At 31.4% G+C, this 25,089-nt stretch carries 26 protein-coding genes and 1 riboswitch; of the genes, 22 read left to right on the top strand and 4 right to left on the bottom strand.

The window, feature by feature from the left end; genetic code table 11:
• Positions 1 to 100 precede the first annotated feature (100 nt).
• From hemA to P8F83_RS17510, 7 genes are read left to right on the top strand one after another with little or no spacing between them, the layout of a single operon-like run.
• Positions 101 to 1,297, top strand: a complete 1,197-nt coding sequence (gene hemA / locus P8F83_RS17540) for a glutamyl-tRNA reductase (RefSeq protein ID WP_326512072.1) — start codon at positions 101 to 103, stop codon at positions 1,295 to 1,297.
• Entirely contained in the window at positions 1,261 to 1,917 is a 657-nt protein-coding gene (locus P8F83_RS17535) for an NAD(P)-dependent oxidoreductase (RefSeq protein WP_326512071.1), read from the top strand. Before hemA ends, P8F83_RS17535 begins: the two co-directional genes overlap by 37 nt.
• Positions 1,918 to 1,929: 12 nt before the next feature.
• The gene (hemC, locus tag P8F83_RS17530) at positions 1,930 to 2,802 is read left to right on the top strand and encodes a hydroxymethylbilane synthase (protein ID WP_326512070.1); all 873 of its coding nucleotides are present in this window, start codon (positions 1,930 to 1,932) and stop codon (positions 2,800 to 2,802) included.
• A 10-nt stretch (positions 2,803 to 2,812) separates the two neighbouring features.
• Positions 2,813 to 4,285: a uroporphyrinogen-III C-methyltransferase gene (gene cobA / locus P8F83_RS17525; protein WP_326512069.1), complete on the top strand. Its 1,473-nt coding sequence runs from the start codon at positions 2,813 to 2,815 to the stop codon at positions 4,283 to 4,285.
• Entirely contained in the window at positions 4,282 to 5,250 is a 969-nt protein-coding gene (hemB, locus tag P8F83_RS17520; RefSeq protein WP_326512068.1) for a porphobilinogen synthase, read from the top strand. Before cobA ends, hemB begins: the two co-directional genes overlap by 4 nt.
• 24 nt (positions 5,251 to 5,274) lie before the next feature.
• On the top strand, positions 5,275 to 6,549 hold the full coding sequence (gene hemL / locus P8F83_RS17515; RefSeq protein WP_326512067.1) for a glutamate-1-semialdehyde 2,1-aminomutase: 1,275 nt from the start codon (positions 5,275 to 5,277) through the stop codon (positions 6,547 to 6,549).
• A 4-nt stretch (positions 6,550 to 6,553) separates the two neighbouring features.
• Complete coding sequence (locus P8F83_RS17510) at positions 6,554 to 7,294, top strand: sirohydrochlorin cobaltochelatase (RefSeq protein WP_326512066.1); 741 nt, start codon at positions 6,554 to 6,556, stop codon at positions 7,292 to 7,294.
• Positions 7,295 to 7,323: 29 nt separating this feature from the next.
• Here P8F83_RS17510 and P8F83_RS17505 read toward each other — a convergent pair whose 3' ends face one another.
• On the bottom strand, positions 7,324 to 8,505 hold the full coding sequence (locus tag P8F83_RS17505) for a M20 metallopeptidase family protein (RefSeq protein WP_326512065.1): 1,182 nt from the start codon (positions 8,503 to 8,505) through the stop codon (positions 7,324 to 7,326).
• A 144-nt stretch (positions 8,506 to 8,649) separates the two neighbouring features.
• Between P8F83_RS17505 and P8F83_RS17500 the strand changes: the two genes are divergently transcribed.
• Positions 8,650 to 9,558 (top strand): M15 family metallopeptidase, encoded by a 909-nt coding sequence (locus tag P8F83_RS17500; protein WP_326512064.1) that lies wholly within the window; start codon positions 8,650 to 8,652, stop codon positions 9,556 to 9,558.
• Between the two features lie 25 nt (positions 9,559 to 9,583).
• The gene (locus tag P8F83_RS17495) at positions 9,584 to 10,693 is read left to right on the top strand and encodes an amidase domain-containing protein (RefSeq protein ID WP_315111789.1); all 1,110 of its coding nucleotides are present in this window, start codon (positions 9,584 to 9,586) and stop codon (positions 10,691 to 10,693) included.
• Positions 10,694 to 10,778: 85 nt separating this feature from the next.
• Here P8F83_RS17495 and P8F83_RS17490 read toward each other — a convergent pair whose 3' ends face one another.
• Positions 10,779 to 11,969, bottom strand: a complete 1,191-nt coding sequence (locus tag P8F83_RS17490; RefSeq protein WP_326512063.1) for an L-lactate MFS transporter — start codon at positions 11,967 to 11,969, stop codon at positions 10,779 to 10,781.
• A 157-nt stretch (positions 11,970 to 12,126) separates the two neighbouring features.
• On the opposite strand from P8F83_RS17490, the gene P8F83_RS17485 reads away from it, so the two are divergent.
• The 4 genes from P8F83_RS17485 to P8F83_RS17470 all read left to right on the top strand — a co-directional run bounded on the left by P8F83_RS17485 (position 12,127) and on the right by P8F83_RS17470 (position 15,124).
• Entirely contained in the window at positions 12,127 to 12,723 is a 597-nt protein-coding gene (locus P8F83_RS17485; RefSeq protein ID WP_326512062.1) for a PH domain-containing protein, read from the top strand.
• A complete protein-coding gene (locus tag P8F83_RS17480) occupies positions 12,716 to 14,152 on the top strand; it encodes a PH domain-containing protein (protein WP_326512061.1) in 1,437 nt (478 codons plus the stop codon). The genes P8F83_RS17485 and P8F83_RS17480 overlap by 8 nt, the downstream gene beginning before the upstream one ends.
• A gap of 82 nt (positions 14,153 to 14,234) precedes the next feature.
• The gene (locus tag P8F83_RS17475) at positions 14,235 to 14,546 is read left to right on the top strand and encodes a PadR family transcriptional regulator (protein ID WP_326512060.1); all 312 of its coding nucleotides are present in this window, start codon (positions 14,235 to 14,237) and stop codon (positions 14,544 to 14,546) included.
• Complete coding sequence (locus tag P8F83_RS17470) at positions 14,543 to 15,124, top strand: hypothetical protein (protein WP_238905336.1); 582 nt, start codon at positions 14,543 to 14,545, stop codon at positions 15,122 to 15,124. Before P8F83_RS17475 ends, P8F83_RS17470 begins: the two co-directional genes overlap by 4 nt.
• 55 nt (positions 15,125 to 15,179) lie before the next feature.
• Here the strand turns inward: P8F83_RS17470 and P8F83_RS17465 are convergent, their stop codons facing one another.
• Together P8F83_RS17465 and P8F83_RS17460 are read right to left on the bottom strand one after the other, a co-directional pair.
• Positions 15,180 to 16,166, bottom strand: a complete 987-nt coding sequence (locus tag P8F83_RS17465) for an NADH:flavin oxidoreductase (protein WP_326512059.1) — start codon at positions 16,164 to 16,166, stop codon at positions 15,180 to 15,182.
• A gap of 12 nt (positions 16,167 to 16,178) precedes the next feature.
• Entirely contained in the window at positions 16,179 to 17,240 is a 1,062-nt protein-coding gene (locus P8F83_RS17460; RefSeq protein ID WP_326512058.1) for a lactonase family protein, read from the bottom strand.
• A 64-nt stretch (positions 17,241 to 17,304) separates the two neighbouring features.
• Between P8F83_RS17460 and P8F83_RS17455 the strand changes: the two genes are divergently transcribed.
• The 9 genes from P8F83_RS17455 to P8F83_RS17415 all read left to right on the top strand — a co-directional run bounded on the left by P8F83_RS17455 (position 17,305) and on the right by P8F83_RS17415 (position 25,087).
• Entirely contained in the window at positions 17,305 to 18,015 is a 711-nt protein-coding gene (locus tag P8F83_RS17455) for a Crp/Fnr family transcriptional regulator (RefSeq protein WP_326512057.1), read from the top strand.
• 18 nt (positions 18,016 to 18,033) lie between these two features.
• Positions 18,034 to 18,204, top strand: coding sequence for a hypothetical protein (locus P8F83_RS17450; protein WP_326512056.1), 171 nt, complete (start codon positions 18,034 to 18,036; stop codon positions 18,202 to 18,204).
• Positions 18,205 to 18,920: 716 nt separating this feature from the next.
• Positions 18,921 to 19,619, top strand: coding sequence for an iron-sulfur cluster repair di-iron protein (gene ric / locus P8F83_RS17445; protein WP_181601814.1), 699 nt, complete (start codon positions 18,921 to 18,923; stop codon positions 19,617 to 19,619).
• Positions 19,620 to 19,635: 16 nt separating this feature from the next.
• A complete protein-coding gene (locus P8F83_RS17440; RefSeq protein WP_326512055.1) occupies positions 19,636 to 20,391 on the top strand; it encodes a DUF438 domain-containing protein in 756 nt (251 codons plus the stop codon).
• Positions 20,392 to 20,439: 48 nt separating this feature from the next.
• A riboswitch (FMN riboswitch) is annotated at positions 20,440 to 20,557 on the top strand.
• Between the two features lie 198 nt (positions 20,558 to 20,755).
• Positions 20,756 to 21,844 (top strand): bifunctional diaminohydroxyphosphoribosylaminopyrimidine deaminase/5-amino-6-(5-phosphoribosylamino)uracil reductase RibD, encoded by a 1,089-nt coding sequence (gene ribD, locus P8F83_RS17435; protein WP_326512054.1) that lies wholly within the window; start codon positions 20,756 to 20,758, stop codon positions 21,842 to 21,844.
• A gap of 4 nt (positions 21,845 to 21,848) precedes the next feature.
• A complete protein-coding gene (gene ribE, locus P8F83_RS17430; RefSeq protein WP_326512053.1) occupies positions 21,849 to 22,496 on the top strand; it encodes a riboflavin synthase in 648 nt (215 codons plus the stop codon).
• A 13-nt stretch (positions 22,497 to 22,509) separates the two neighbouring features.
• Positions 22,510 to 23,709, top strand: coding sequence for a bifunctional 3,4-dihydroxy-2-butanone-4-phosphate synthase/GTP cyclohydrolase II (locus P8F83_RS17425; protein WP_326512052.1), 1,200 nt, complete (start codon positions 22,510 to 22,512; stop codon positions 23,707 to 23,709).
• 19 nt (positions 23,710 to 23,728) lie between these two features.
• Entirely contained in the window at positions 23,729 to 24,193 is a 465-nt protein-coding gene (gene ribH / locus P8F83_RS17420) for a 6,7-dimethyl-8-ribityllumazine synthase (protein WP_073020135.1), read from the top strand.
• Positions 24,194 to 24,382: 189 nt separating this feature from the next.
• The gene (locus tag P8F83_RS17415) at positions 24,383 to 25,087 is read left to right on the top strand and encodes an ABC transporter ATP-binding protein (RefSeq protein WP_326512051.1); all 705 of its coding nucleotides are present in this window, start codon (positions 24,383 to 24,385) and stop codon (positions 25,085 to 25,087) included.
• Positions 25,088 to 25,089: the final 2 nt, after the last annotated feature.

The following is a 25,089-nucleotide window of genomic DNA, read 5'->3' as shown; positions in this document are numbered from 1 at the left end:
TTTCCTAGAGGGATACTTAAACTATGAAAACAAACCTTTAAATATAGAAGAGGTTGGTATAAAATGAGTATAGTGAGTTTCCTTAAAAGGAGAGAAAAAAATGATTCAGCTAATCGGAATATTAAAAGGAACAAGTGTAGATATAAGGGAAAAGTTTGTTATTAGAGATAAATATATATTAGATAAAGTTATTAATATTAAGGAATTCTGTAATGAAGTATTGATAATAAATACATGTAATAGAACAGAAATATACTTTGACTCTGATGATTCAGGGAATGAAATTTTATATAAAATATTTGAAGTTTTAGAATGGGATAAAGAATTAAGAGAGTACATATTTCATATTAAAGAGGAGAAGGTTGTTAGGCATATAATGGAGCTTGCATGTGGCCTTCACTCTAAGATTTTAGGGGAAGATCAGATTCTTTCTCAGATTAAAGAAGCCTATGATAATTCTCTAAATGTAAAAGGACTTCATGGAAATCTTCAGCGTTTATTTCAAGAGGCAATAACTTGCGGTAAGGAATTTAGAAATGAGGCTAAGTTATATGAAATACCAGTATCTTATCCATCTATAGCCGTAAATAAGGCTGTTAAAGAAGGAATTAGAGACTTCATGGTAATAGGCTATGGAGACATGGGAAGCTTGGCTGTAAAGTATATACTAACTCATAATATAGATAGTTTATATATAGTAGTCAGAAATAAAAGCTCAGTAAAAAACATAGATGACAGCAGGGTCAAAGTTATAACTTTTGAGGAGAAAAATGAAGTGTTGAGGGATGTTAAGTGTATAATAGGGTGCACATCTGCTCCCCATACAGTATTAAAAAATAGAGAATTACCAAAAGGGGAAAGATATTTAATATTTGACCTTGCCATGCCTAGAGATATTGAAGAGAGTATAGCTTTAAGAGATGATGCTGAGGTTTATGACATAGACAGTATAGCTCTTATAGATGAAGAAAATAAAAAACTTAGAAAAGAAAAGATGAATAAAAATAGATTCATAATAGATAGATATATAGAAAGTTTTGAAACTTGGAAAGACATTAGGGAAATAACTCCTTACATAAAAAAGATGAAGGAAAATGCTAATAAGGTAGCTGAAGAGAGAATAGAGTCTTTTAATAATAAGCTTTCATCTAAAGATCCTAAAAAGTTAGCAGATAATCTTATAAAAAGTACTTCACATTACTATGTAAATAGAGCTATTGAAGTTCTTAAAGAAGAGCGTTTAAAGGGAAGTGATGAGGAATGTCTAAGGATAATAGAGAAGATATTCATGAGTTAGAGTTTATGTTTCTTTCCCTGATTCCTAAAAAAATTAAAGTAGGGATTATAGGGGGAGGAAGAGCTGCGGCTATAAAGACAGCTAGTTTTTTAGAACGTGGATGTAATGTTGAGGTTTTAGCAAAAGATTTTGTTGATAGTTTTGAAAATTTTAATGAAGTTGAGCTTATAGTAGGTTCATATCAATCTGATTTTATTAAAGATAAACATATAATAGTAATAGCTATAGATGATGAGAAGGTTGTTAAGGAAATAATTTCCCAATGCGAAGAGCAGGCTAAAATATTTATAAATGCAGGCAATTACAGACATGGAAATGCTGCCATGGCTATTCAAGATTGCCTGGGAAATATTAATTTTGCCTTAAATACTAAAGGTGGAAATCCTAAAGCTTCTCTTATGATAAAAGAGGAAATAAAAAATAACCTTAAAGAATATGATGAATTTATAGGATTTATAAATAAACTTAGGAGTAAGGCTAAAGAATTTAATGAATATAAACAGGAAATAATAAGCTTTATTGCTACAGAAGATTATAAGTTTATGTGGGAAAAAAGAAAAGAAAAAGAATGTTTACTTTTATTTTTTAAAGAAGAGTTAGTACATAGATTATTTAATTAAGTGGAGGAGATTATGAGTTTAATTATTGCTACTAGAAAAAGTAAGCTAGCTCAAGCCCAGACGGAGCTAGTTATGGAATTATTGAATAAAACTCATGGAATTAATAGCGAAAAACTTCTTATAGTTACAGAAGGAGATAGAAGACTAGATGTAACTTTAGATAAGATTGGTGGAAAAGGAGTTTTTGTTAAGGATATAGAATTGGCTTTATTAGAAGAGAGAGCTCATGGAGCTGTTCATAGTATGAAGGATGTTCCTTATGCACTAGATGATGCCTTTATGATTGCAGCTGTTCCGGAGAGAGAAGATGTAAGAGATGTTTTTATATCAAGAGAAGGAATAGATTTTAAAGAGCTTAAAACAGGAGCTAAAATAGGAACCAGTAGTATAAGAAGAGCAGGTCAGCTTAAAAACTTACGTAATGATCTAGATATAGTTCCTATTAGAGGGAATGTTCAAACAAGATTAGAGAAAATGAAGACTCAAAACTTAGATGGAATAATATTAGCAGCTGCTGGATTAAAGAGATTAGGTTTAGAGGATATTATAACTACTTATTTTGACCCTAAAGAGATGCTTCCAGCGGTGGGGCAAGGTGCTTTAGGAATAGAAGTTCTTAAAAATAGTGATAAGAGAGTCTTGTTTGAGGCTTTAGATAATAAGGAAGTTAGATGTGTTTTAGAGGCTGAAAGAAGCTTTATGAGGACATTAAATGGGGATTGCCACACTTTAATAGGTGTATACAGCGAAGTTAAAGGGGCTGATCTTTATATGATTGGAACCTATGATATTGATGGACAGATAATTAAAAAAGATATATTAGGAAATAAAGAAGATAACATAGACTTAGGAAAAAGATTGGCTAATCTTATATTAAAAGCTTAAGGAGGAGAACATGAGTAAAGTTTATTTAATTGGGGCAGGTCCAGGAGATGAGGAACTTATAACTGTGAAAGCGGTAAGAAAGTTAAAAGAATGTACAGCTGTTCTTTATGATAGATTAGTAGGAAATAATGTTTTAAATTATATAAATGATGATTGTGAAGTTTACTATTGTGGCAAAGAGCCAGGTTCACATTATAAAACTCAAGATGAAATAAATCAAACTTTAGTTAAGTTAGCTAAAGAGGGACATATAGTTGGAAGAGTTAAAGGGGGAGACCCTTATGTTTTTGGAAGAGGTGGAGAGGAAGCTTTAGAGTTGGTTAAAGAAAATATAGACTTTGAAGTAATTCCTGGTGTTACCTCTGCTATTTCTGTACTTAATTATGGGGGGATTCCTATAACTCAAAGAGCAATGTCTCAAAGTTTTCATGTAGTTACCGGAATGTCAGCAAGTTCACTAAAAGTTAATTGGGAAGCTTTAGCTAAGGAAAACGGAACCTTAGTATTTTTAATGGGGTTAGAAAATCTAGAAGATATAGTTGAAAGATTATTGGAGAATGGAAAAAGCAAGGACTCTAAAGTAGCTATAATTATGAGAGGAACATCTTCTAAACAAAGGAAGGTAGTTGGAACCTTAGAAGATATACACTCTAAAAGTGTAGAAGCTGGACTAAAGTCCCCATGTATAATTGTAGTAGGGGATGTTGTAGATCTTAATGAAAGTTTAGACTGGTATGGAAATAAACCTTTATTTGGAGCTAATATTTGTGTTACACGTTCTAGAAATCAAGCATCTAAGCTTAGAGAAACTTTAAAGGATTTAGGTGCAGAGGTTACTGAAATAAACTCCATAAGATTTAAGGATACTTCAGATAATTTAAATCCTTATATGGATAAATTAGAAGATTACAATCATATAGTTTTTACTTCTGTAAATGGGGTAAACTTCTTTTTTGATTATTTAAGAAATATAAAATTTGATGTTAGAAAACTAAAAGCTAGCTTTAGTGTTGTAGGAAAAGCAACTTCAAAGGCGTTAACAGATAGGGGAATAATACCAGACCTTATGGCTAGAGAATTTCTAGGCGAAGGATTATTTAAGGTTTTAGAGCCTAAATTAAATAAAGGTGAGAAGGTATTAATACCATGTTCTCTTCAAGCTAGGGATTACTTATCAGAAGAGATAAGAAAGCTTGGATTAGAAGTAGATAAAGTTTCTATGTATGAAACAATAAAAGGAGACGTTAAAAATCCTAGAGCATTTGAGGAAGTTGATATGGTACTATTTACAAGTCCTAGTACAGTAAACAGCATGATAGAAATGGTAGGAATAGAGGCTTTAAAAGATAAAAAGGTTGTAGCTATAGGACCAATAACTTTAAAAACACTTATTGAAAATAAGATGGATGCTGTAGTATGCAAGGAACATAGTGATGAAGGTCTTATAGAAGAGATAAAAGAAATATGGAGGAAGTTAAAGTGATAAAGAGAGGAAGAAGATTAAGAGTAAATGAAGCTACTAGAGCACTAGTTAGAGAAAACAGCTTAAGCTCAGATGATTTTATATATCCTATATTTGTAGTAGAAGGAGAAAATATAAAAAATGAAATAAGCTCTCTTCCTGGAAATTATCATTACTCTATAGATAGATTAGAAGAGGTAGTTAAAGAAGTTAAGGAAGCTAAAGTAAGGGGCTTGATGTTATTTGGAATACCAGAGCATAAGGATGCTTGTGGTTCAGAAGCTTATAATGAGGAAGGAATTGTTCAAAAAGCTATAAGAAAAATAAAAGAATTAGATAAAGATATATTAGTTATAACAGATGTTTGTATGTGCGAGTATACAGATCATGGGCATTGTGGAATAATACATGAAACTGATGTTGATAATGATGAAACTATTGAGTATTTAGGAAAAATAGCTTTATCCCATGTTGAAGCTGGTGCTGATATGGTTGCACCTTCTGATATGATGGATGGAAGAATAGGTAAGATAAGAGAGGTATTAGATAAAAATAACTTTAAACATATACCTATAATGGCTTACTCAGCTAAATATTGTTCAGCTTTTTATGGACCATTTAGAGAAGCTGCAAATTCTGCGCCTCAATTTGGAGATAGAAAAACCTATCAAATGGATCCTGCAAATTTAAGAGAAGCTATAAGAGAAATGGAGCAGGATATTGAAGAGGGGGCAGACATAATAATGGTTAAGCCCGCTTTGTCTTATTTAGATGTTATAAGAAAGGCTAGAGATAATTTTGACTATCCTATAGCAGCTTATAATGTAAGTGGTGAATATGCTATGGTTAAAGCAGGCGCTAAAATGGGATGGATAGATGAAAAGAAGATAGCTTTAGAGATGCTTTTATCAATGAAAAGAGCGGGAGCAGATATAATAATAACCTATTATTCTCTAGAAGCAGCTAAATGGCTTAAAGAAATGTAATCTTGCGAATAAAGGAGTGGTATTGTGAATAACAAGGAAATATTTGAAACTTCAAAAGAATATATGCCTGGTGGAGTTAACAGTCCAGTTAGAGCTTTTAATAATGTTGGAATGAATCCTCCTATAATAAAAGAGGGAAAAGGTGTCTACATATATGATGAAGATGGAAAAGAATATTTAGATTTTGTTCTAGCTTGGGGCCCTATGTTTTTAGGTCATTGCGATGAAGATGTAGTTGAAGCTATTAATAACACTTCGAAAAGTGCTATAGCTTTTGGTGCACCTACAAAAATAGAATTAGACTTAGCTAAGTTTATGTGTGAAACCCTAGATAATGTAGAAATGGTGAGAATGGTTAACTCAGGTACAGAGGCAACCATGAGCGCTGTTAAGCTTGCTAGAGGATACACAAAAAGAGATAAGATACTTAAGTTCTCAGGCTGTTATCATGGACATTTTGAAGGCTTTTTAGTGGAGGCAGGTTCTGGAGTACTTACAACTGGTATTGCAGGAAGTGCAGGTATTCCAAGAGAAAATATAGAGAATACTTTGGTAGCTGAATATAACAATATAGGCAGTATAAGAACTATATTTAAGGAAAAGGGAAAAGATATTGGGGCTGTTATTATAGAACCTGTAGCAGGAAATATGGGCGTTATAAAGGCTAATGATGATTTTATGGTTGAACTTAGAAGTCTTTGTGATGAATACGGAACTCTATTAATATTTGATGAAGTAATGAGTGGATTTAGGGTAGCTTATAAGGGTGCACAAAGCCTATTTAAGGTAAAGCCTGACCTTGTAACTTATGCAAAGATAATGGGTGGAGGACTTCCTTGTGGCGCTTACACAGGAAGAAAAGAGATAATGGAGATGCTTTCCCCAATGGGACCAGTATATCAGGCAGGAACAATGTCTGGAAACCCTATAGTTATGGCAGCAGGTTTAGCAACTTTAAAGAAGCTTAATGACAATCTGGAGTACTATAATCATATAAATGCCTTAGGTGAGAGATTGGAAAAAGGAATTAAAGAAGCTTCAAAGGAAAATGGAGTTCCAGTAGTTATAAATAGAGCTGGAGGGATGCTTACTTTGTTCTTTACAGAAGGAGAAAAAGTTGAAACCTATGAAGATGTTAAAAAGTGTGATAAAGAAAGATTTGTAAGATACTTTAAACATATGCTAGAACATGGTATCTATCTTCCACCATCACAGTTTGAAGCTTTATTTTTATCTGTAAAACATGAAGAAGCTCATATAGATAAGTTTATTGAAGCCTTTAAATCTTTTAGAGGATAAAACCATGAAAGCTGTATTAGTAGTAACTCATGGAACCGCTAATCTAGATGGAGTAAATGCTTCTTTAAAGCCATTGATTAAAGAGATTAAAAAAGAGTTTTCAGAGGATGAAGTTAGACTTGTTTTTACTTCGAAATTTATTATTAATAAACTTTTTAAACAATCAGGGATAAAGGTAAATAACCTTGAGGAAGAGCTTGAAGCTTTAATTGAACTGGGATGCACAGAAGTCTTTATACTTCCGCTTCATCTTATACCAGGAAAAGAATATCTTGATTTATTAGATGTTGTAGAAACCTATAGAAATAGAATTACAGCAGTAGTAGCTACACCTTTATTAAGTGAGGATGAGGATTATATGAATCTAATAAACTCACTTGATCCATCAACGGAACTTAATTATGTCTATATGGCTCATGGAACCAATCATGAGGGAAATAGCAGCTATTTAAAACTTCAACAGGAGTTTATTAATAAAGGGTATGGAAAAGTTCTTATAGGAACTTTAGAAGGTACTCCTACCTTAGAAGACATTATACATATGCTTAAGTCTAGGAATATAAATAAACTAGTCCTACAACCACTGCTTTTAATGAGAGGTAAACATGGAACTAAGGATTTAGATGCTTGGGAAGAACTCCTTATTAATAATGGTTTTGAAGTTGAAAAAATTGACAAATCATTAGGTGAAATAGAAGAAGTAAGAAAATTATATATAAATAAGTTAAACAGCCTCTATAATTGATAGGGGCTGTTTTTATTAAAATAAATATCTTAAGTTAAATCAAAAAAATCAAATACACTTTGAATAAATACAGCTGGACCTATCCACAAAACATCTTCATCCACAGTAAATTTCGGGTGATGATGTGGATAAATAATTTTCTTTTGTGGATTATTTGAACCTAAGAAAAAGAAGGTCCCAGGTATTTCTTTAAGGTAATAGGCCATATCTTCAGATACCATTGTAGGATTTTCTAATATAATCAAGTTATCTTTCCCAACTATTTTTTCAGAAGATTTAATTAGTACCTCGGTAGTATAAGGGTTATTATTTACAGATGGACAGATTCTTTCATATAGGGCGTTAACTTCTGCACCATTTGCCTTACCGACTCCTTCACAAATCTCCACTACTCTTTTTTCTAACATATCTCTATCTTCAGGATATATGCTTCTTATAGTACCTTCAAAAGTTACTTTTTCAGGTATGATGTTCCAGCTAGAGCCACCATTTATTGAGCCTATAGTTACAACAACAGGATGATGTGGATTTGTCTCTCTACTTACTATTTTTTGTAATGAAGATATTATTTCAGATGCAATTAAGATAGGATCTACAGAGAGGTGAGGCATAGCACCATGACCACCTTTTCCTTTTACAGTTACAGATATTTTATCTACAGCTGAAGTTATATAACCAGATTTAACCCCAATCATACCAAGTTTAACCTCAGGGAATAAGGCGCCTATATGAAGACCTAATATAAAATCAACCTTAGGATTTTCTAATACTCCTTCCTTTATCATAGCTTCTGCTCCAGAAGAAATTTCTTCAGCTGGTTGAAATATAAGTTTTACATTTCCTTTTAATAAATTTTTATTTTCAGATAAAATTTTTGCTGTTGCTAAAAGCATGGAAGTATGAGCATCATGACCACAGGCATGCATACAATTATTTTTAGATGAAAAAGGTAATTTAGTTTTTTCTTTAATAGGAAGTCCATCCATATCAGCTCTTATTCCTATAGTTGGTCCATCTGAAATTCCTTCTATTATAGCTACAATTCCAGTTTTACTTATGGTTTTGTAGGAAATGTTCATTTTGCTAAGTTCGTCAGTTACATATTTGTGTGTTTTTTCTAACTCCATTCCTAGTTCAGGTATTTCATGAAGATCTCTTCTCCATTTAACTATATCAGCTTGAATACCCATACATATATCAATTACGTTCATAAATATCAGCCCCTTAAATATTTCGCTATTTCGGTAAATTATACTATAAGATAAATTAATTTGTAAATTTAAAAAAATCTATAACACATACTATGCTAAAACTCAGGACAGGATATATTTATATGGATTTAAGAGGTGAAAAAAATGAAAAAAAACTTATGTAGGTTATTATTTTTAATTTTAATAGTTATAAATATTCCTAAAATTACATCAGCTACGGAAGATCGAGATTATTTAATAACAATGAAACAAGATTTACTTACATTAAAGCTTGCATATCCTGAACATGTAAAGTCCGTAGAAAAAAATGGTGATAAAGTTTATTTAATTATGAAATCAGGAAAAAAGGTCTTATATGATGATAAAAGAAATAAAAACCATGATGACAAACTTCAAGATCCAGATTTACAAGATATGATGGAACAAATATATCCTTTAGAAATGCCTAAAGAAATAATGAAAAAGGATTTTGATCCAGGAAGAGCTAGGTCTTATGAGATTTTTAATGAAGTATATGGAGATTCTAAAAAGGCTATAGAAACTAATCTAATAGCGCTTCAATATGGGTATACCAATTATCAATTTAATAGTAAAAATGGTGCAAAAACTTCTTTAGAAACAGCGCTAAAAGAAGTTATGCCCCTAGCAAAAAGCAGAGGAGATATAGGAAGTATACTATATCCTGCAAGTGGAACCTTTAACTATAGAGTTATATCAGGTACAGGACGATTAAGTCCTCATTCTTATGGAATAGCAATAGATTTAAAAAGTGATAAAAGAGATTATTGGAAATGGAGTTCAGAAAAAGATGGTAACTCTAGGCTTCTACAATATCCTAAAGAGTTAGTTGAAGCTTTTGAAAAAAATAATTTTGTTTGGGGAGGAAAATGGGGACATTTTGATATTTTACATTTTGAATATAGACCTGAAATTATATTAAAAGCTAAATATTTTGGTAGTTGGAGTGGAGAAGAGGAAAGTTGGCATAAGGGAGCTCCAGAAGATGAAGCCGCTAAGGAATTTATAGAAATTATCAATAATAATTTAAAATAAACAGGTTTAGAAAGGAGAAGTATCTATGAGCTTGCCTATAAAACGATACAGGAAAGCAGTAAATAAGTTTATAGTTTTCACATTATTTCTTTCTCTAATTAAATTAAATATTCCACAGGTAGCAAATGCAGAAAGTGTAGACCAAGAAGTTTTAGACTTTGTGGAAACCATATTTGTAAGTAAAAATAAGGCTGTTTTAGAAAAAGATTTAGAGCTTATAGATACCTTATATGCAACTGATACAAAATACGGTCAATGGGCATATGAGTACGAGGAGAGAAAGGTTAAGTATATAAATAACTGGGCAGAAAAACAAGGAATAAAATTTGTAGATATAATACCTAAAATAGTTGTGAGAAGTTCTAAAAAAAATGGAACTGAAAAATGTTATTTTAACATACTTTGTAATACAGAATATAAATATGTGTATGAAGATAAACCTGATGAAGTGAATAGTTCTAGGATAGGAACATATCATTCAATGACATTAACAAATAGGGATGGTCAATGGATAATAACAAAAGAGTGGTATACAGATCCTTTTGCTGATTCACTAAGTTTAGAAAATATAAAAGCTCAAGATATTAAAGAGTATATAGCAGCTCAACCAGCGAGAGACATGTCAGAAATAAATGAGAGAAGAAAAAATGCAGCAGCTTATGCTATGCAATACTGTGGTGCAGCTACAGCTCCTGAATATGGATTTAAGTATAATAAGAAATACAGAGATTTTAATCCTGAGGGCGGAGATTGTGCAAATTTTGCTTCTCAGATATTAAGTGAAGGTGGAAAATTTAAAAAGAATGGTACTTGGAATTATGATAAAGGAAGTGCTACTGGTCCTTGGGTAAATGCAGATAAATTTACATCTTATATGATAAATAGCGGTAGAGCTTCAATAATAGCTAAAGGTAGTTATGAGAAGGTTTATAAAGCTTCTTATAAATTACTGCCAGGAGATTTTGTAGCTTATGAGAAGAAGGGTGATATAACTCATATTTCAACAGTAACTGGAGCAGATTCAAAAGGATATTCCTTAGTTACATGTCATAATACAGATAGAAACAATGTACCATGGGATCTTGGATGGAGTGATAAGAAAATAAAATTTTGGTTAGTGAGAGTGCATTATTAGAATGAATAGTATTTAAAATATGAAAAGGAGTTATTGCAAATCTAGATTTCTAGAATAGCAACAACTCCTTTTTTCTAGTTAAATTTTAAATGGAATCTGCTTTTCTAAAAGGAGATTTTATAAAAAGAGATATTATTAGACCTATTAAAGATAAAATAGCTGAGATAATAAAGGTTAATTTTAAGTTTCCAGCAGCAGCTGATATAAGCGGACCAACTAAGGCTGCTATACCATAAGCTTGATACATTAAGCCATAGTTTGAACCTAGGTTTTTAAGCCCAAAAAAGTCCCCTGTTATAGTAGGATACACAGATAAAAAACCTCCAAAGCAGAAGGTTACTCCTCCCAAAGTTAAGAAATAACTTATTATATTAAGGGTTAAAATACTCTTAAGTATCATGCATACTGTAGTGATTCCAAATAACATGGTTACTACCTTTATTCTTCCTATTTTATCTGAGAGAGTTCCCCAAAAAAGTCTTCCAGTAGCATTAAATATAGCTACAGCAGATACAGCAGTTGCAGCTGCTTTAGGAGAAAGACCAGCTAGCTCAATACCTATGTCTCTAGCTAACCCAATTACTAAAAGACCACTCATAGTTCCAAATAAATAAGCTATCCATAGAAGCGGGAAATTCTTAGTTTTCACCATTTCCATAGGTGTATAGTTTTTATTAATGGCTACAACCTTGTTTTTAATAGCTAATGACTCATCAGGTAAAGATAATAAGTTAGAGCCTATAAAAATCAAAACTAAATTTATTATAGATAAAAACAAAAACGTTTTAGAGATTCCCAGAGAAGCTAATAAAGCTTGAATTAATGGGTTGAAAACTAAACTTCCAAGGCCAAAAGCTCCAACAGAAATTCCAGTAACTAATCCTTTATGATTTGGGAACCATTTTATGCAAGTTGATAAAGGGCATACATAAACGAAGCCAATACCTATACCAGCAACAAAGCCGTAGTATATATAGAAATCTAAAAGAGATGTGGATTTTGAACATAAAAACAAACCAATAGAATAAAAAGCTCCACCAATCATTGCTACAGGCTTAGGACCAATTTTGTCTTGAAGTTTTCCAGAAAATATAGTCACAAAAGCAAATACAAATACCGTTATAGAAAAAGTAAGGACCACCTTGCTTTTTGAAATATCAAGATAGGTAGCAATAGGTTCATTAAAAAGACTCCATGAATAAATAGAGCCAATACACAATTGAAGCAAAACAGCTCCAAGTACTACTAAAAAGCCTTTTGTTTTTAATTGTTTCATATAAAACTCCTTATTAGTGATAAGATTAGTTAATATATTATCATAAAATTATTGATTGTCATATATTTTTTAATAATTATTTAAGGATAATTATTGTCTATTTTAAGTTATAATAATGAAATATAAGGAAATAAATATAATTCTTAGGGGGATGAAGATGGAAGAAAGAGAGTCATACGAGTATATTGAAAAGGATAAAGAAGTTAATGAATTTAAAAATGTAGATAAAAAAGCAGTAAAGTCCTGGAGGACAGCAAGAGTTATAACATTCCTAATATTTTTAGCAATATTTATAGGGGTAAGAATATTTATAAAAAACTGGGATGAGACTTTTGTTTTAATAGCTACTATAATTCAAGGGGTTATACTACTCTTACTTGCTCTAAATGCTTTTTTATATCCTAAAATAGAGTACAGGCAGTGGAAATATAATATTACAGAAGATAAAATTGAGTTTTATCATGGAATATTTTTTGTGCAACACACTATTATACCAATGCTTAGAATTCAACACATAACCGTTAATCAAGGTCCTATAAATAAGCTTTATAAAATAGCTACTGTAAGTATATCAACAGCAGGTGGAGTATTTGGATTAGTAGGACTTCCAAAAGAGACAGCAGATGAAATTTGTGATTACATAAATAATAGGGTAATTAAAAAACTCAAGGATAGAGCAAATGAGCAAGAGCAAGTACTAGATGAAGAGACTCTATTAGAACCCCAGGAAACGGGAGTAGATAATAATGGATAAACCTCAAAGAAATCACCCATCAACAATAATATCTCAGACTTTTAAATACATAAAAGGTAACTTTTTTATTTTTATACCCATGGTTTTAAATAATGAAATTTTAGTTAGTATTGCTATTGGAGCAGGCATATGTATGCTAATGGCAATATACAGTATATTAGTTTGGTATACTAAAAAATTCTATTTAAAAGATAATATGCTATATTATCAAACCGGAATAATCAGTAAAAAAGTATTAACTTTATCTAAAAACAATATTTCAACCATAGATATAGGACAAAGTTTTCTTCAGAGAATCATAGGTATTTACAGGCTTAAGGTTGATAGTGGAAGTACTACTTTAGGAAAAGCCGAAGTAGATATAGTATTAAATAAAGAGCGAATAGATTATATAAAAAGTGTAATAGAAACAACTACAGATTCAAAAATTCAGAAAGCTAACACTGTAACAGACAAAGAGAAATCAAAGGAATTTAAATGCACTAATAGAGAACTATTTATATTGGCTTTAACAAAAAATAAGCTTGGCTTAATAGTAACACTTATTGTATCTTCCTTTACTTTTTTAGATGATTTATTAGATACACTAAAACTAGATATAAGCAAATATGTAGACAAGTACTTTAACATAGAAGATGTAATTAAAAAGTCTATGGGAGAATTAGTTGTATTTTCAATTCAATTATTTACAGTAATTTATATCCTCTCATTTATAGTATCTGTTATAGTAACATTTATTAGATACTACAATTTTATAATATATGAACAAGATAATAAACTAAACATCCAATATGGTTTAATAAGTTTAAAAAAATATACATTACCTATTAAAAATATACAAGCTATAAAATTAAAGCAAACGCTTATAAATCAGTGGTTTAAGCAATATAAGGTTGAAGTTGTTACAGCAGGTTATGGAGATGAAGAAAAAGAAGAAGCAATTTTTTATCCTCTAACTGATAAGGGGAAGTTAAACATATTGATAGATACTTTGATTCCAAATTTTAATTTTAAAAATATTGAGCTAAAATATCCGCCTAAAAATGCGATGAAAAGATTCTTTATATTTCCAGTAATCTTTAGTATTGTGATTTTTCTAGTAATAAGTTTCATTTTCCACAAAGCAGTTTTTATATTTATGTTTATGCCAATAATAATATTTAGTTGTTATATGGAATATAGAAACAACACAATGGGATATGATGAAAGGATATTTTATGGAAGTTTTGGAGCCTTTAGCAAAACCTCCATAATAATTAAGATGAATAGTGTTCAATCAATAACAGAAACAACAAACTATTTCCAAAGAAAAATGGGAGTGTGTAATTATAAGATAGATTTCTATTCGAGTAAATTAATAGACATATTAGCAATAAAAAATATGCACCGCTATCATTTTAGAGATATAGAGAAAAATATAGAATTTTAGTGGATAATATTGACATACAAATAATAAACTGTTACTATTACGTTATACGATATAAAGTATAACGTAATAGGGTGGTGGATTTATGAATTTAGAAGAAATGGGTAAGTTCAAGGATATTTCTTTATTAATACTAATTAGCCTAGCAGAAGAGGATAAGCATGGTTATGCCATTATGGAAGATCTAAAAAATAATTTCTCTATCGAGCTAGGGGCAGGGACATTATATGGAGCTATATCAAGATTAGAAAAAAATAATCTTATAAAGCCTGTGATAACCGAGGATAGGAAAATTCCTTATACAATAACCGAAGAAGGAAAGAAGCTTTTAAGCTTTCAGCTAGAGCATATAAATAAGATAATATCTACTGGAAAAAGTAGATTGAGGTTAACATGAGGCTTATAGACCTCTTAATTCTTCTTTATCCTAAGGAATGGAGAGAGAGGTATGGAGAGGAGATTAAGGACGTAATTAAAGAGTCAGGAAATATAAATATAGCTCTAATATTTGATATATTAAAAAATGCTATAAGTACTCATCTTCATCCTGAATCTTATAAAAGGATTAATCCTCAAGGCAGACATCATGATTTAAAACTTAATATAAGAAAGTTAATAGCATCCTTTGGGTTAGGTTTTATATTAATGACCGTAGGAATATTAGTTGCAATGGGTATTTCATCAAGATATCCTTATAGGATACAAGATGTTCTTTTAATAGAAGGATTAATAGTAACTGTAATAGGCTTTTTCTTAGTTATGGGAGGTAACTCCTCAGGATTAGACATGACATCCTTAGGATCTCAAGGATCTCAATACTCATCCTATATGAACTTAAGAGCTACAGAAAAAGAACGAAGTACAACTAAATTTTATGAGAACTTTACTAAGCAGGGTATTATTAGTACTACCTTTAATGGACTAACTATTCCACTTGGAGGAATATTAATTGTAGTCATAAGTTATCTAATTTAAAAGTATGTAAAAAAAGCTTTGCATCAGCAGCTTTAAACTACTAATGCAAAGTTTTCTATTTTAAGCTTTCAGCGGCCTTTTTAGCCCATTCAGAGTCTTTATATATAGCTCTTCCCACACCAATAAGATCAGCTTTCTCTTCTTGTAAAAGTTTCTCTGCTGCTTCAGGGGTAACTATACCACCTGTAAGAACTACTGGAATAGATAATGCTTCTTTAAGAGCTTCAGTAAGTGGCCAGAAATAACCTTCTTCATTAGCTCCAGGAACAACAAATCCTCTAACTCCACCTGAAACATCTAGAATGTTTATTCCTGCCTTTTCAAACTCAACTCCAGCTACTAAGCTGTCTTCAATAGTAACTCCACCTTCTGTATAGTCCGAAGCACCTAATCTTAATAATATAGGGAAGTTTTCCCCCACAGCTTTTCTAACAGCCTCAATAACTTCAAGATGAATTCTTATTCTATTTTTTACATCTCCACCATAAGAATCAGTTCTTTTATTAGTTAATGGTGTAAAGAATTGATGTAGTAAATATCCATGAGCTGCATGAATTTCTACCCCATCGAATCCAGCCGCTTTTACTCTAGAAGCAGCTTCTCCAAAAGCTTTAACTATACCTTTTATTTCATCTACAGAAAGCTCTTTAGCTACAACACCTTTAGAGTTAGCAACAGAAGAAGGCCCTACTGAAGGGAAGCCAGTAACTTCCTCTGAGGCTTGAATTCCTGCATGGTTAATCTGCATAACAGCCTTTGAACCATTTTTATGGATGATATCAGCTAAGGCTTTTAGTTTATCTATATCAACGCCTTCACTTACCGAAAGTTGATTTTTGTGAGCTTTTCCTTCAGGGCTAATATAGCTATGTTCTATTACAATTAGGCCTATATAACCTCCTTGAGATTTATCATCATAGTATTTTAATATATCTTCAGTAACATTTCCGTCCGGAGCTTTTCCAGTTGCCATAGGTGGCATAACTAATCTACTGTTTAAATTTAAAGAACCTATTTGTATTGAGTTAAATAATTTTGACATATGATACCTCCATTAAAGAAATTTTATGCAAACACCACTTGGAACAGTGTATTCTTGATCAAGTTTAGTCATTTTTCCAGTATTTTTGTCTCTAGAGAATATAGTCATATTATCGCTACCTTCATGAGGAACAATAACATAATTTCCTGTAGGATCTATGACGAAATCTCTAGGGTATTTACCTTTAGTTTCTGTTATTTCTACTAAAGATAAAAGAGAAGTTTCAGAATCTACAGCAAATACAGCTATAGAATCATATCCACGATTGGAAGTATATAAAAATCTTCCGTCAGATGAAATATGTATAGCAGATGCTTTGCTTTTACCATTAAAGTTTTCAGGTAAAGCAGATATCTTTTGAACAATTTCAAAAACATTATTAGAAGGATTATACTTTAGTACAAATACTTCAGAAGTTAGCTCACTAAGTAAAAAAGCAAAGTTTTTATTAGGATGGAAGGTCATGTGTCTTGGGCCAGAGCCACCTTCAAACTTTACAGTAAGAGAAGAATCCTCAACAAGATTCCCATCTTTATAATCATAAACTACCATTTTATCAATACCTAAATCTATGGCAAGAAGTTTTTCTTCATTAGGAGTAAGACCTACAAAATGAGCATGAGCTTTCTCTTGTCTATCCTTGTTTGGACCAGTTCCTTCATGAAAAACTCTAGATGAAGGATCACATAAAGAACCATCCTCATTTAATGGATAGCAGTTTATCTCACCAGTGTGATAATTAGCAGAAAATAAATAAGAATCATCTTTATTAGTAATTAGATGACAAGGGGAAGATCCAGGGAAAAGTTTATAGTTTAGAAGAGATAGGCTTAAATCATCTTTATTTATTAAATAAGCAGCAACTCCACCCATATCTCCATCTTTCATTACTGAATATAAATATTTTTTGTTTGATGATATAGCTATATAAGTTGGATTACTAAGCTCTCCAGCTACATTTATATTATTTACTTCTCCTAAATTTGCATTAAAAGAAAAATTATAAATACCCTTGCTATCACCTTTAGTATATGTTCCTATAAATCCTTTTAAAATTTCCGTGTTTATTTCCATAGAAAATACCTCCCATAAAATATATAATCTAATTATATCATAGTAAAAATTTGAGGTGACTACAATGAGAGAATGTAATTGTGGAAATTGTAAAAATGAATTATGCGTAAGGAAGGTTCCTATATTTTCATTTCTTTCAGATGAGGAACTACTTGCCATAAAAAATTTGACAGGACATAGAGAATATAAAAATGGTGAAGCTCTTTGTCATGAAGGTGAAAAATCAGAAACTTTATTTATAATAAATGACGGAAAAGTCAAACTTTCTAAAATAACTAAAGATGGTAAAGAGCAGATAATACATATTTTATCTAGTGGAGACTTCTTTGGTGAATTAAGCCTTTTTAATGAAGGAGAAACCCATAACTTCTCTGCATTTGCTATAAGTAAGGTGAAAATATGTACCTTAACTAAAGAAGATATGCACCAAATTATACTGAAGAATCCTGAGATTTCTTTAAAAATCCTTACTGAGGTTACAAAAAAGCTAGCTCAGACAGAAAATTTAGCTCAAACCTTAGCTACAAATGATGCTGAGATAAGAATAGCTCATATGCTTCTGGAATTTTCTAAAGACTATGGAGTAAAAAAAGAAGATGGTATAGAAATAAGACTTCCGATAAATAGAGAAGAGATGGCTAACTATACAGGACTTACAAGAGAAACTATAAGTAGAAAGCTATCTAAGCTTGAGGAATTAGAAGTAATTAAGATGGTTGGAAACAAAATAATCTTTATAAAGGATGAAGAAGGACTTAGGGATTACGTAGAATAATTATTAAGGAGGAGAACAGTGAAGAGAGGGTTTTATTTATTAATTGTTTTAATAATACCTTTAATTTTGACTTCATGCAGCTCAAAAGAACCTAAATTATCTATAAAAACGGACATAAAAACCTACATGTTAGAATTATCTTCAGTACAGGGAATTACAATGACTCCAGAACTAGAAGCAAAAAAATAAATTAAAGATATAGAATACACCTGGAGTACCACAGAAGGTGGGTTTATAAATACAATAAAAAATGAATCTCAAAAAGAAATAACTAATACAGGCGAACCCGTATTATGGAGTCCTACTTTAGATACAAAAAAAGAAAAATCAAGTTTAGTTGAAGTTACTTTAAAAGCAAAGAAAAATGATAAAGTTATAGCTGAAAGTAAAGTAACCATCGAAGAAACAACGGGTGTATATAAAGTAATTGAATAAAATAAATTCTAAATTTAAGTAACCAGCAAAATTTGCTGGTTATTTTTTTTATGATTCTAATGAAACTCTTGAGAAGAAGAGTTTCTACAGGGAATAAAGCTAAAAGAAATTTAATGGAGCTGAAGAACGCTCCTACAGAATAGAAGTGCACATTGTTGCGGTAGACGCGTTTTTTAGCCACAGTTTAATCAATGGAGTTAAAAGGATTTAGTGAGATTTGAGGAGAGGTCTCTACAGTAATAAAGTTAAAAGGAATTTAATGGAGCTTGGGAAGAAGCTCCTACAGGTCAGAGGTGTATAATTGCGCAATTGCGCAAAACATCAAAACATCAATTGCGCAATTGCGCAAAAGAGCAAAAGAATTTAAATTTTGTAGCTTTTTTAAAAGTGTGACTTGAATCATATTTTAATATTTTAATACAAGTTATTATTAGTTCATAGAAAACAAGAATTTTTGGAGGGTGTTAAAAATGAGTAGAGTTATAAATGCGAATCAAAAACTTGGAGAGGTTGTTTCAATATTTCCTGATTCTAGTAAGATATTTAACGAAGTAAAGATAGATTATTGCTGCGGAGGACATGATAGTTTAGGTGCTGCACTTAAAGATAAAGGACTAAATGTTGATTTGTTTGTTGATAAGTTAAATGATGAATATGAGAAATTTTTAGAAAGCAATAAAGAGTATAAGGATTGGAGAAAAGAAAAGCCATTAGACTTAATAAAGCATATAGTAGATACACATCATCAATATACTTATAGAGAAATAAAAGAAATTGATGGACTATTATTGAAAATTTTAAAAGTACATTTTAACCATAATGGAGAAGAACTTCTAAAACTTCACAAACTATTTGGAAGTTTAAAAACTGAGCTAGAGGAACATTTAATTAAAGAGGAAGAAAATTTATTTCCACTTATGGAAGAGTATTTTTACAGTAAAGATGAAGTTAAAAAAGCAGAATTAATTAAATATATTGAGGAAACAGAATCAGAACATGATGGAGCTGGGGACATTCTTAAGGAAATGGAAGAGCTTACAAGAGACTTTACTCCACCAGCAGGTGCTTGCACAACTTTTAAACTTGCATATCATAAGTTACATGAATTAGAAAAAAACTTGTTTATGCATATCTACAAAGAAAACAGTGTTTTATTTGAAATGATTTAATTAGGAGGGGTTTGAGATGAATAAAGAGAGGGTAGAAAACTTATCGCATATATTAAAGCGATTAAATACAGAAGGTGCCACAGAAGAAGTTAGAGGGGAAGCTTTAAAAATAGTAAAAGAAATCACTCCTATGGAATTATCTGTAGCAGAACAAAACTTAATTGAAGAAGGAATGAAACCAGAGGATTTAAGAGGACTATGTGAGATTCACATGGAAGTGTTAAAGGATGAACTTGAGAAGTTAAAAACAAAAATATATCCAGGACACGTAGTTAATACTATGGTGGAAGAACATGATGTTATATTAGGATTTTTAACAGAATTAGAAGACTTAAATAAAGTCATACAAGGGTTTAAGGACTATGATTCTACTAAGGAAGAATTCTCAAAAATTATAACTTTAGCAGATAATATATTAGATGCAGAAAATCACCATCAAAGAGAAGAAAATGTATTGTTTTTAGAGATGGAGAAGGAAGGCATAACTGGACCTACTAGAATTATGAAGATGGAACATGAGGATTTAAGAGCTAAAAAGAGAAGGTTAAAATCTTTAGGAGAAAATATAAAGTATATTAATTTTGAGGCATTTAAAGCAGATTTAGATGAAACAGCTAAATACATTATATTTAACTTAAGAGATCATATATTTAAAGAAAATTATATATTATATCCATCAGCTTTAGAAGCAATAAAAGATGAAGCAAGATGGACAAATATGAAGGAAAAGTGTGATGAAGTGGGATATTGTGGATTTACTCCTAACTTTTAAAAGGTTGACATGATAAAACTTTAACTATATAATTTACTCATAATTATATAAGGTCTTCAGGGCAGGGTGAAATTCCCTACCGGTGGTAAAGCCCACGAGCTAATTTTTAGCATGATTCGGTGAAATTCCGAGGCCGACAGTAAAGTCTGGATGGAAGAAGATGAGTAAAAGGTATTATTAAGCTTACTTAATAATATGGCTATTTCGCATTTATAAGCTCTGAAATTTTAGGATTTCAGAGCTTTTTTATTTGTTGTAATAGGCTTTATTTACTTTTGGTTTGTTGTGCCCTGAGCGTTTGCTTGGGGTATTTTTTATTGTCTGAATCATTACTTGCCTTGAGATTTTTGTTAGGAGGAATGTTATGGATGAAAAGTTTATGAAAAGAGCACTAGAGTTAGCTAAGGAAGGAGAAGGAAAGGTAAATCCTAATCCTCAAGTTGGTGCAGTAATAGTAAAGAATAACAAAGTAATTGGAGAAGGATACCATGAGTTTTATGGTGGAAATCACGCAGAGATAAATGCAATAAAAGATTCTAAGGAATCCCTTAAAGGTACAACTATATACGTAACATTAGAGCCTTGTCATCACTACGGCAAGACACCTCCATGTGTTGATTCCATTATAGAACATGGATTTTCTAAAGTTGTTATAGGACAAATGGATCCTAATCCATTAGTTGCAGGAAAAAGTATAGAAAAGCTTAAGAAAGCTGGAATAGAGGTTAAGGTTGGGGTTTTACAAGAGGAATGCATAAAACTTAATGAGGTGTTTAATAAATACATTTTAAGTAATGAGCCTTATGTGCTACTTAAAGCAGCTATGAGTTTAGATGGAAAGATAGCCACAACTTCTGGGGAATCTATGTGGATAACTGGAGAAATTGCAAGAGAAAATGTGCATAAACTTAGAAATAAATATTCAGCCATTATGGTTGGAGTAAATACAGTTATTAAAGATAATCCTTCACTAACATGTAGAGTGCCTAATGGTAGAAATCCAATAAGAATAATAGTTGATAGTAAGCTTAGAATTCCACTAGATAGTAGGGTTTTAGATATTAGTAATGAATCCAGATGTTTGATAGCAACTACAGAAAAAGCTCCAAAAGATAAAATAAAACAATTAAAAGATAGAGGAATAGAGGTATTAATATTACAGGATAAAGATGAGCAAGTTGATATAAGGAAACTTATAGAAGAGCTTGGAAGATTAAAAATAGATGGTGTTTTGTTGGAGGGGGGAGGAACATTAAACTTTTCCTTTCTAGAAGCAGGATTAGTAGACAAGGTAGAGTTTTATATAGCTCCTAAAATAATAGGTGGAGACAAGGCTAAAACACCGGTTGAAGGGGTTGGAATTGGAGCCTTAAGTGAAGCTTTTAATATTAAGAATATATCAACAAAGTTTTTAGGCGAAGATTTATTGATTGAGGGATATTTAAGGGGGTGAAGGTATGTTTACAGGAATAGTTGAAGAAATAGGAACTGTTGTAGATTTTGAAGCCTCACAGAATATTTTGAGAATAAAAGTACAAGCATCCAAGGTACTTGAGGAAACTTATTTAGGCGATAGTATAAGTACTAATGGGGTTTGTCTCACTGTTACAGGCATAGGAAAAAATCATTTTTATGCAGATGTTATGGGTGAAACTGTTAGAAGAAGTAATTTAGGAACTCTTAAAAAAGGAGATAAAGTTAATCTTGAAAGAGCCATGGCTGCAAATAGCAGGTTTGGAGGACACATAGTAAGTGGGCATATAGATGGAAAAGGAAAGATAACATCCTATGAGAAAGAAGGAAATGCTGTTTGGATTACTATAGATACGGGGAAAGAAGTTTTAAAATATATTGTTGAGAAAGGTTCGATAGCAATAGACGGAATAAGTTTAACTGTAGCCTATGTTGATGAAAAGAAGTTTAAGGTATCTATAATACCTCATACAAGCGAAGAGACTACTTTACTTAAAAAGAAAATAGGTGAAGAAGTAAATCTTGAGTGTGATGTTATAGGAAAGTATGTAGAAAAGTTACTTGGATTTAACAAAAAGAATGATGAAAAGAAATCTATAACCATGGATTTTCTAATAAATAATGGATTCTAAGGGAGGGTTATATATGTACAAATTTAATACTATTGAAGAAGCAATACAGGATATTAAAGAGGGTAAGATAATAATAGTTGTTGATGATGAAGATAGAGAAAATGAAGGGGACTTACTTATGGCTGCTGAAAAAGTAGAAGGTGAGCATATTAATTTTATGGCAACCTTTGGAAAAGGACTTATATGTGTGCCAGCAGAAGAAGCTTTATTAAGAAAATTAGATATTAATGAGATGGTTGAAAAAAATACTGATAATCATGAAACTGCTTTTACGGTTTCAATAGACCATAAAGATACAACAACTGGTATTTCTGCATTTGAAAGAGCAGATACTATAAAACATTTATTAAATAAAGAATCAAAGGCAGAGGATTTCAGAAGACCTGGACACATATTTCCATTGATATCAAAAAAAGGTGGAGTTCTAAAAAGAATAGGACATACAGAGGCAGCGGTGGATTTAGCAAAGTTAGCAGGATTTAAAGGCGCTGGGGTTATATGTGAAATAATGAAGGATGACGGAACCATGGCAAGGGTTCCAGACTTAATGGAGTTCTCCTCAAAGCATAATCTAAAGATAATAACCATTGCTGATTTAGTAGAGTATAGAAGACATAGAGACAACCTTATAGATAAGGTTGTGGAAACTTCAATGCCTACAAAGTATGGAGATTTTAAGATAGTAGGATTTATAAATAAGTTAAATGGGGAACACCATGTAGCACTAGTTATGGGAGACGTAAAAGAAGGTGAGCCTATTTTGGTTAGGGTTCATTCTGAGTGTTTAACAGGAGATGCCTTAGGTTCAAAAAGATGTGACTGTGGGGAGCAATATGATGCTGCAATGAAAAAAATATCTGAGGAAGGTAAGGGAATTCTTCTTTATATGAGACAAGAAGGAAGAGGGATAGGACTTATTAATAAATTAAAAGCGTACAAGCTTCAAGATGAAGGATTAGATACAGTAGAGGCAAACTTAGCATTAGGATTTCCTGAAGATATGAGGGACTATGGTATAGGAGCTCAAATACTTAAAGAACTTGGAGCAACAAAGTTAAGATTAATGACTAACAACCCAAGAAAAATATCAGCACTTAACGGCTATGACTTAGAGGTAGTTGAGAGAGTACCAATTCAAATGAACCATAATGAAAAAAATAAATATTACTTAGAAACAAAAAAAGAAAAAATGGGTCACTTATTAAATATTTAAATATAAGGAGAGAATAAAAATGATAAATTATGAAGGAAATTTAGTAGCAGAGGGATTAAAATTTAGTATAGTTGTAGGAAGATTTAATGAGTTTATAGTATCTAAACTTTTAGGTGGAGCTATAGATGGACTTAAAAGACATGGTGTAAAAGAGGAAGATATTGAAATAGCTTGGGTTCCAGGAGCTTTTGAAATACCATTAGTAGCTAAAAAGATGGTTGAAAAAAATAAATATGATGGAGTTATATGTTTAGGAGCTGTAATAAGAGGAGCTACACCACATTTTGATTATGTATGTGCAGAAACTTCTAAAGGAATAGCCAATGTTTCTTTAAACTCAGGTATTCCTGTAATATTTGGAGTGCTTACAACAGATAGTATAGAACAAGCTATAGAGAGAGCAGGAACTAAGGCTGGAAACAAGGGATATGATTCAGCAGTTTCAGCAATTGAGATGGCTAATTTATTAAAAGAAATAGGTTAGGAACATCATAAGAACCGATGTAATAAATAATTAAGAGTATATGTTTTAATATGAGGGTTAGCTTTAAATAGCTGCCCCTTTATTTTATTAAATTTGTATTAAATTAGCGGCTAATATGTTTGCTTAAGAGTATAATATGAATAAAGTGATTACGTGTTTATTAATATCTGTCTTATGGGAGGAGTAAAATTGGAAAAGTATATAGAATTAAAAGATGTTAAGAAAAGCTATAAAATGGGAGAAGTAGAGATAAAAGCAGTTGACGGTGTTAACTTTTCTATAGATAAAGGTGAATTTGTAATAGTTGTAGGGCCAAGTGGAGCAGGGAAGACAACTGTACTTAATATTTTAGGGGGAATGGATTTCCCAACAAGTGGAGAAATAACTGTAGATGGTAGTGAAATAGAAAGATATAATTCTAGGCAGTTAACTACCTATAGAAGACATGATATAGGTTTTGTGTTTCAATTTTATAACTTAGTTCAAAATCTTACAGCTATTGAAAATGTGGAATTAGCTTCTCAAATATGTAAAAATCCATTAGATCCAGAAAAAGTATTAGATCAAGTGGGGCTTAAGGAGAGAAAATTTAATTTTCCGGCTCAATTATCAGGTGGAGAGCAGCAAAGAGTTGCTATAGCTAGGGCATTAGCTAAAAATCCTAAACTTTTGTTATGTGATGAGCCTACAGGAGCATTAGATTATAATACTGGAAAATCTATATTAAAACTTCTTCAAGATACTTGTAGGAATCATGGAATGACTGTTATTGTTATTACTCATAACTCAGCTATTGCACCAATGGCTGATAAAGTAATAAAGGTGAGAAATGGAAAAGTTCATAGCGTAACAACAAATGACAATCCAATACCTGTAGAAAGGATTGAATGGTAGGA

This window comes from Clostridium intestinale, from assembly GCF_035905475.1.
Lineage (GTDB): Bacteria > Bacillota > Clostridia > Clostridiales > Clostridiaceae > Clostridium_T > Clostridium_T intestinale.
The sequence above is the reverse complement of the archived record's forward strand: the minus strand, read 5'-3'. Positions and strand labels throughout refer to the sequence as shown.

Coding starts and splice junctions, on each gene's coding strand:
- P8F83_RS17485 (WP_326512062.1), top strand. CDS start 12,127: ATGGAAGAAAGAGAGTCATACGAGTATATTGAAAAGGATAAAGAAGTT.
- ric (WP_181601814.1), top strand. CDS start 18,921: ATGAGTAGAGTTATAAATGCGAATCAAAAACTTGGAGAGGTTGTTTCA.
- ribD (WP_326512054.1), top strand. CDS start 20,756: ATGGATGAAAAGTTTATGAAAAGAGCACTAGAGTTAGCTAAGGAAGGA.
- P8F83_RS17510 (WP_326512066.1), top strand. CDS start 6,554: ATGAAAGCTGTATTAGTAGTAACTCATGGAACCGCTAATCTAGATGGA.
- P8F83_RS17465 (WP_326512059.1), bottom strand. CDS start 16,166: ATGTCAAAATTATTTAACTCAATACAAATAGGTTCTTTAAATTTAAAC.
- P8F83_RS17440 (WP_326512055.1), top strand. CDS start 19,636: ATGAATAAAGAGAGGGTAGAAAACTTATCGCATATATTAAAGCGATTA.
- P8F83_RS17460 (WP_326512058.1), bottom strand. CDS start 17,240: ATGGAAATAAACACGGAAATTTTAAAAGGATTTATAGGAACATATACT.
- P8F83_RS17455 (WP_326512057.1), top strand. CDS start 17,305: ATGAGAGAATGTAATTGTGGAAATTGTAAAAATGAATTATGCGTAAGG.
- P8F83_RS17425 (WP_326512052.1), top strand. CDS start 22,510: ATGTACAAATTTAATACTATTGAAGAAGCAATACAGGATATTAAAGAG.
- P8F83_RS17500 (WP_326512064.1), top strand. CDS start 8,650: ATGAAAAAAAACTTATGTAGGTTATTATTTTTAATTTTAATAGTTATA.
- P8F83_RS17475 (WP_326512060.1), top strand. CDS start 14,235: ATGAATTTAGAAGAAATGGGTAAGTTCAAGGATATTTCTTTATTAATA.
- P8F83_RS17480 (WP_326512061.1), top strand. CDS start 12,716: ATGGATAAACCTCAAAGAAATCACCCATCAACAATAATATCTCAGACT.
- ribE (WP_326512053.1), top strand. CDS start 21,849: ATGTTTACAGGAATAGTTGAAGAAATAGGAACTGTTGTAGATTTTGAA.
- cobA (WP_326512069.1), top strand. CDS start 2,813: ATGAGTAAAGTTTATTTAATTGGGGCAGGTCCAGGAGATGAGGAACTT.
- P8F83_RS17505 (WP_326512065.1), bottom strand. CDS start 8,505: ATGAACGTAATTGATATATGTATGGGTATTCAAGCTGATATAGTTAAA.
- P8F83_RS17470 (WP_238905336.1), top strand. CDS start 14,543: ATGAGGCTTATAGACCTCTTAATTCTTCTTTATCCTAAGGAATGGAGA.
- P8F83_RS17495 (WP_315111789.1), top strand. CDS start 9,584: ATGAGCTTGCCTATAAAACGATACAGGAAAGCAGTAAATAAGTTTATA.
- hemC (WP_326512070.1), top strand. CDS start 1,930: ATGAGTTTAATTATTGCTACTAGAAAAAGTAAGCTAGCTCAAGCCCAG.
- hemA (WP_326512072.1), top strand. CDS start 101: ATGATTCAGCTAATCGGAATATTAAAAGGAACAAGTGTAGATATAAGG.
- ribH (WP_073020135.1), top strand. CDS start 23,729: ATGATAAATTATGAAGGAAATTTAGTAGCAGAGGGATTAAAATTTAGT.
- P8F83_RS17490 (WP_326512063.1), bottom strand. CDS start 11,969: ATGAAACAATTAAAAACAAAAGGCTTTTTAGTAGTACTTGGAGCTGTT.
- P8F83_RS17535 (WP_326512071.1), top strand. CDS start 1,261: ATGTCTAAGGATAATAGAGAAGATATTCATGAGTTAGAGTTTATGTTT.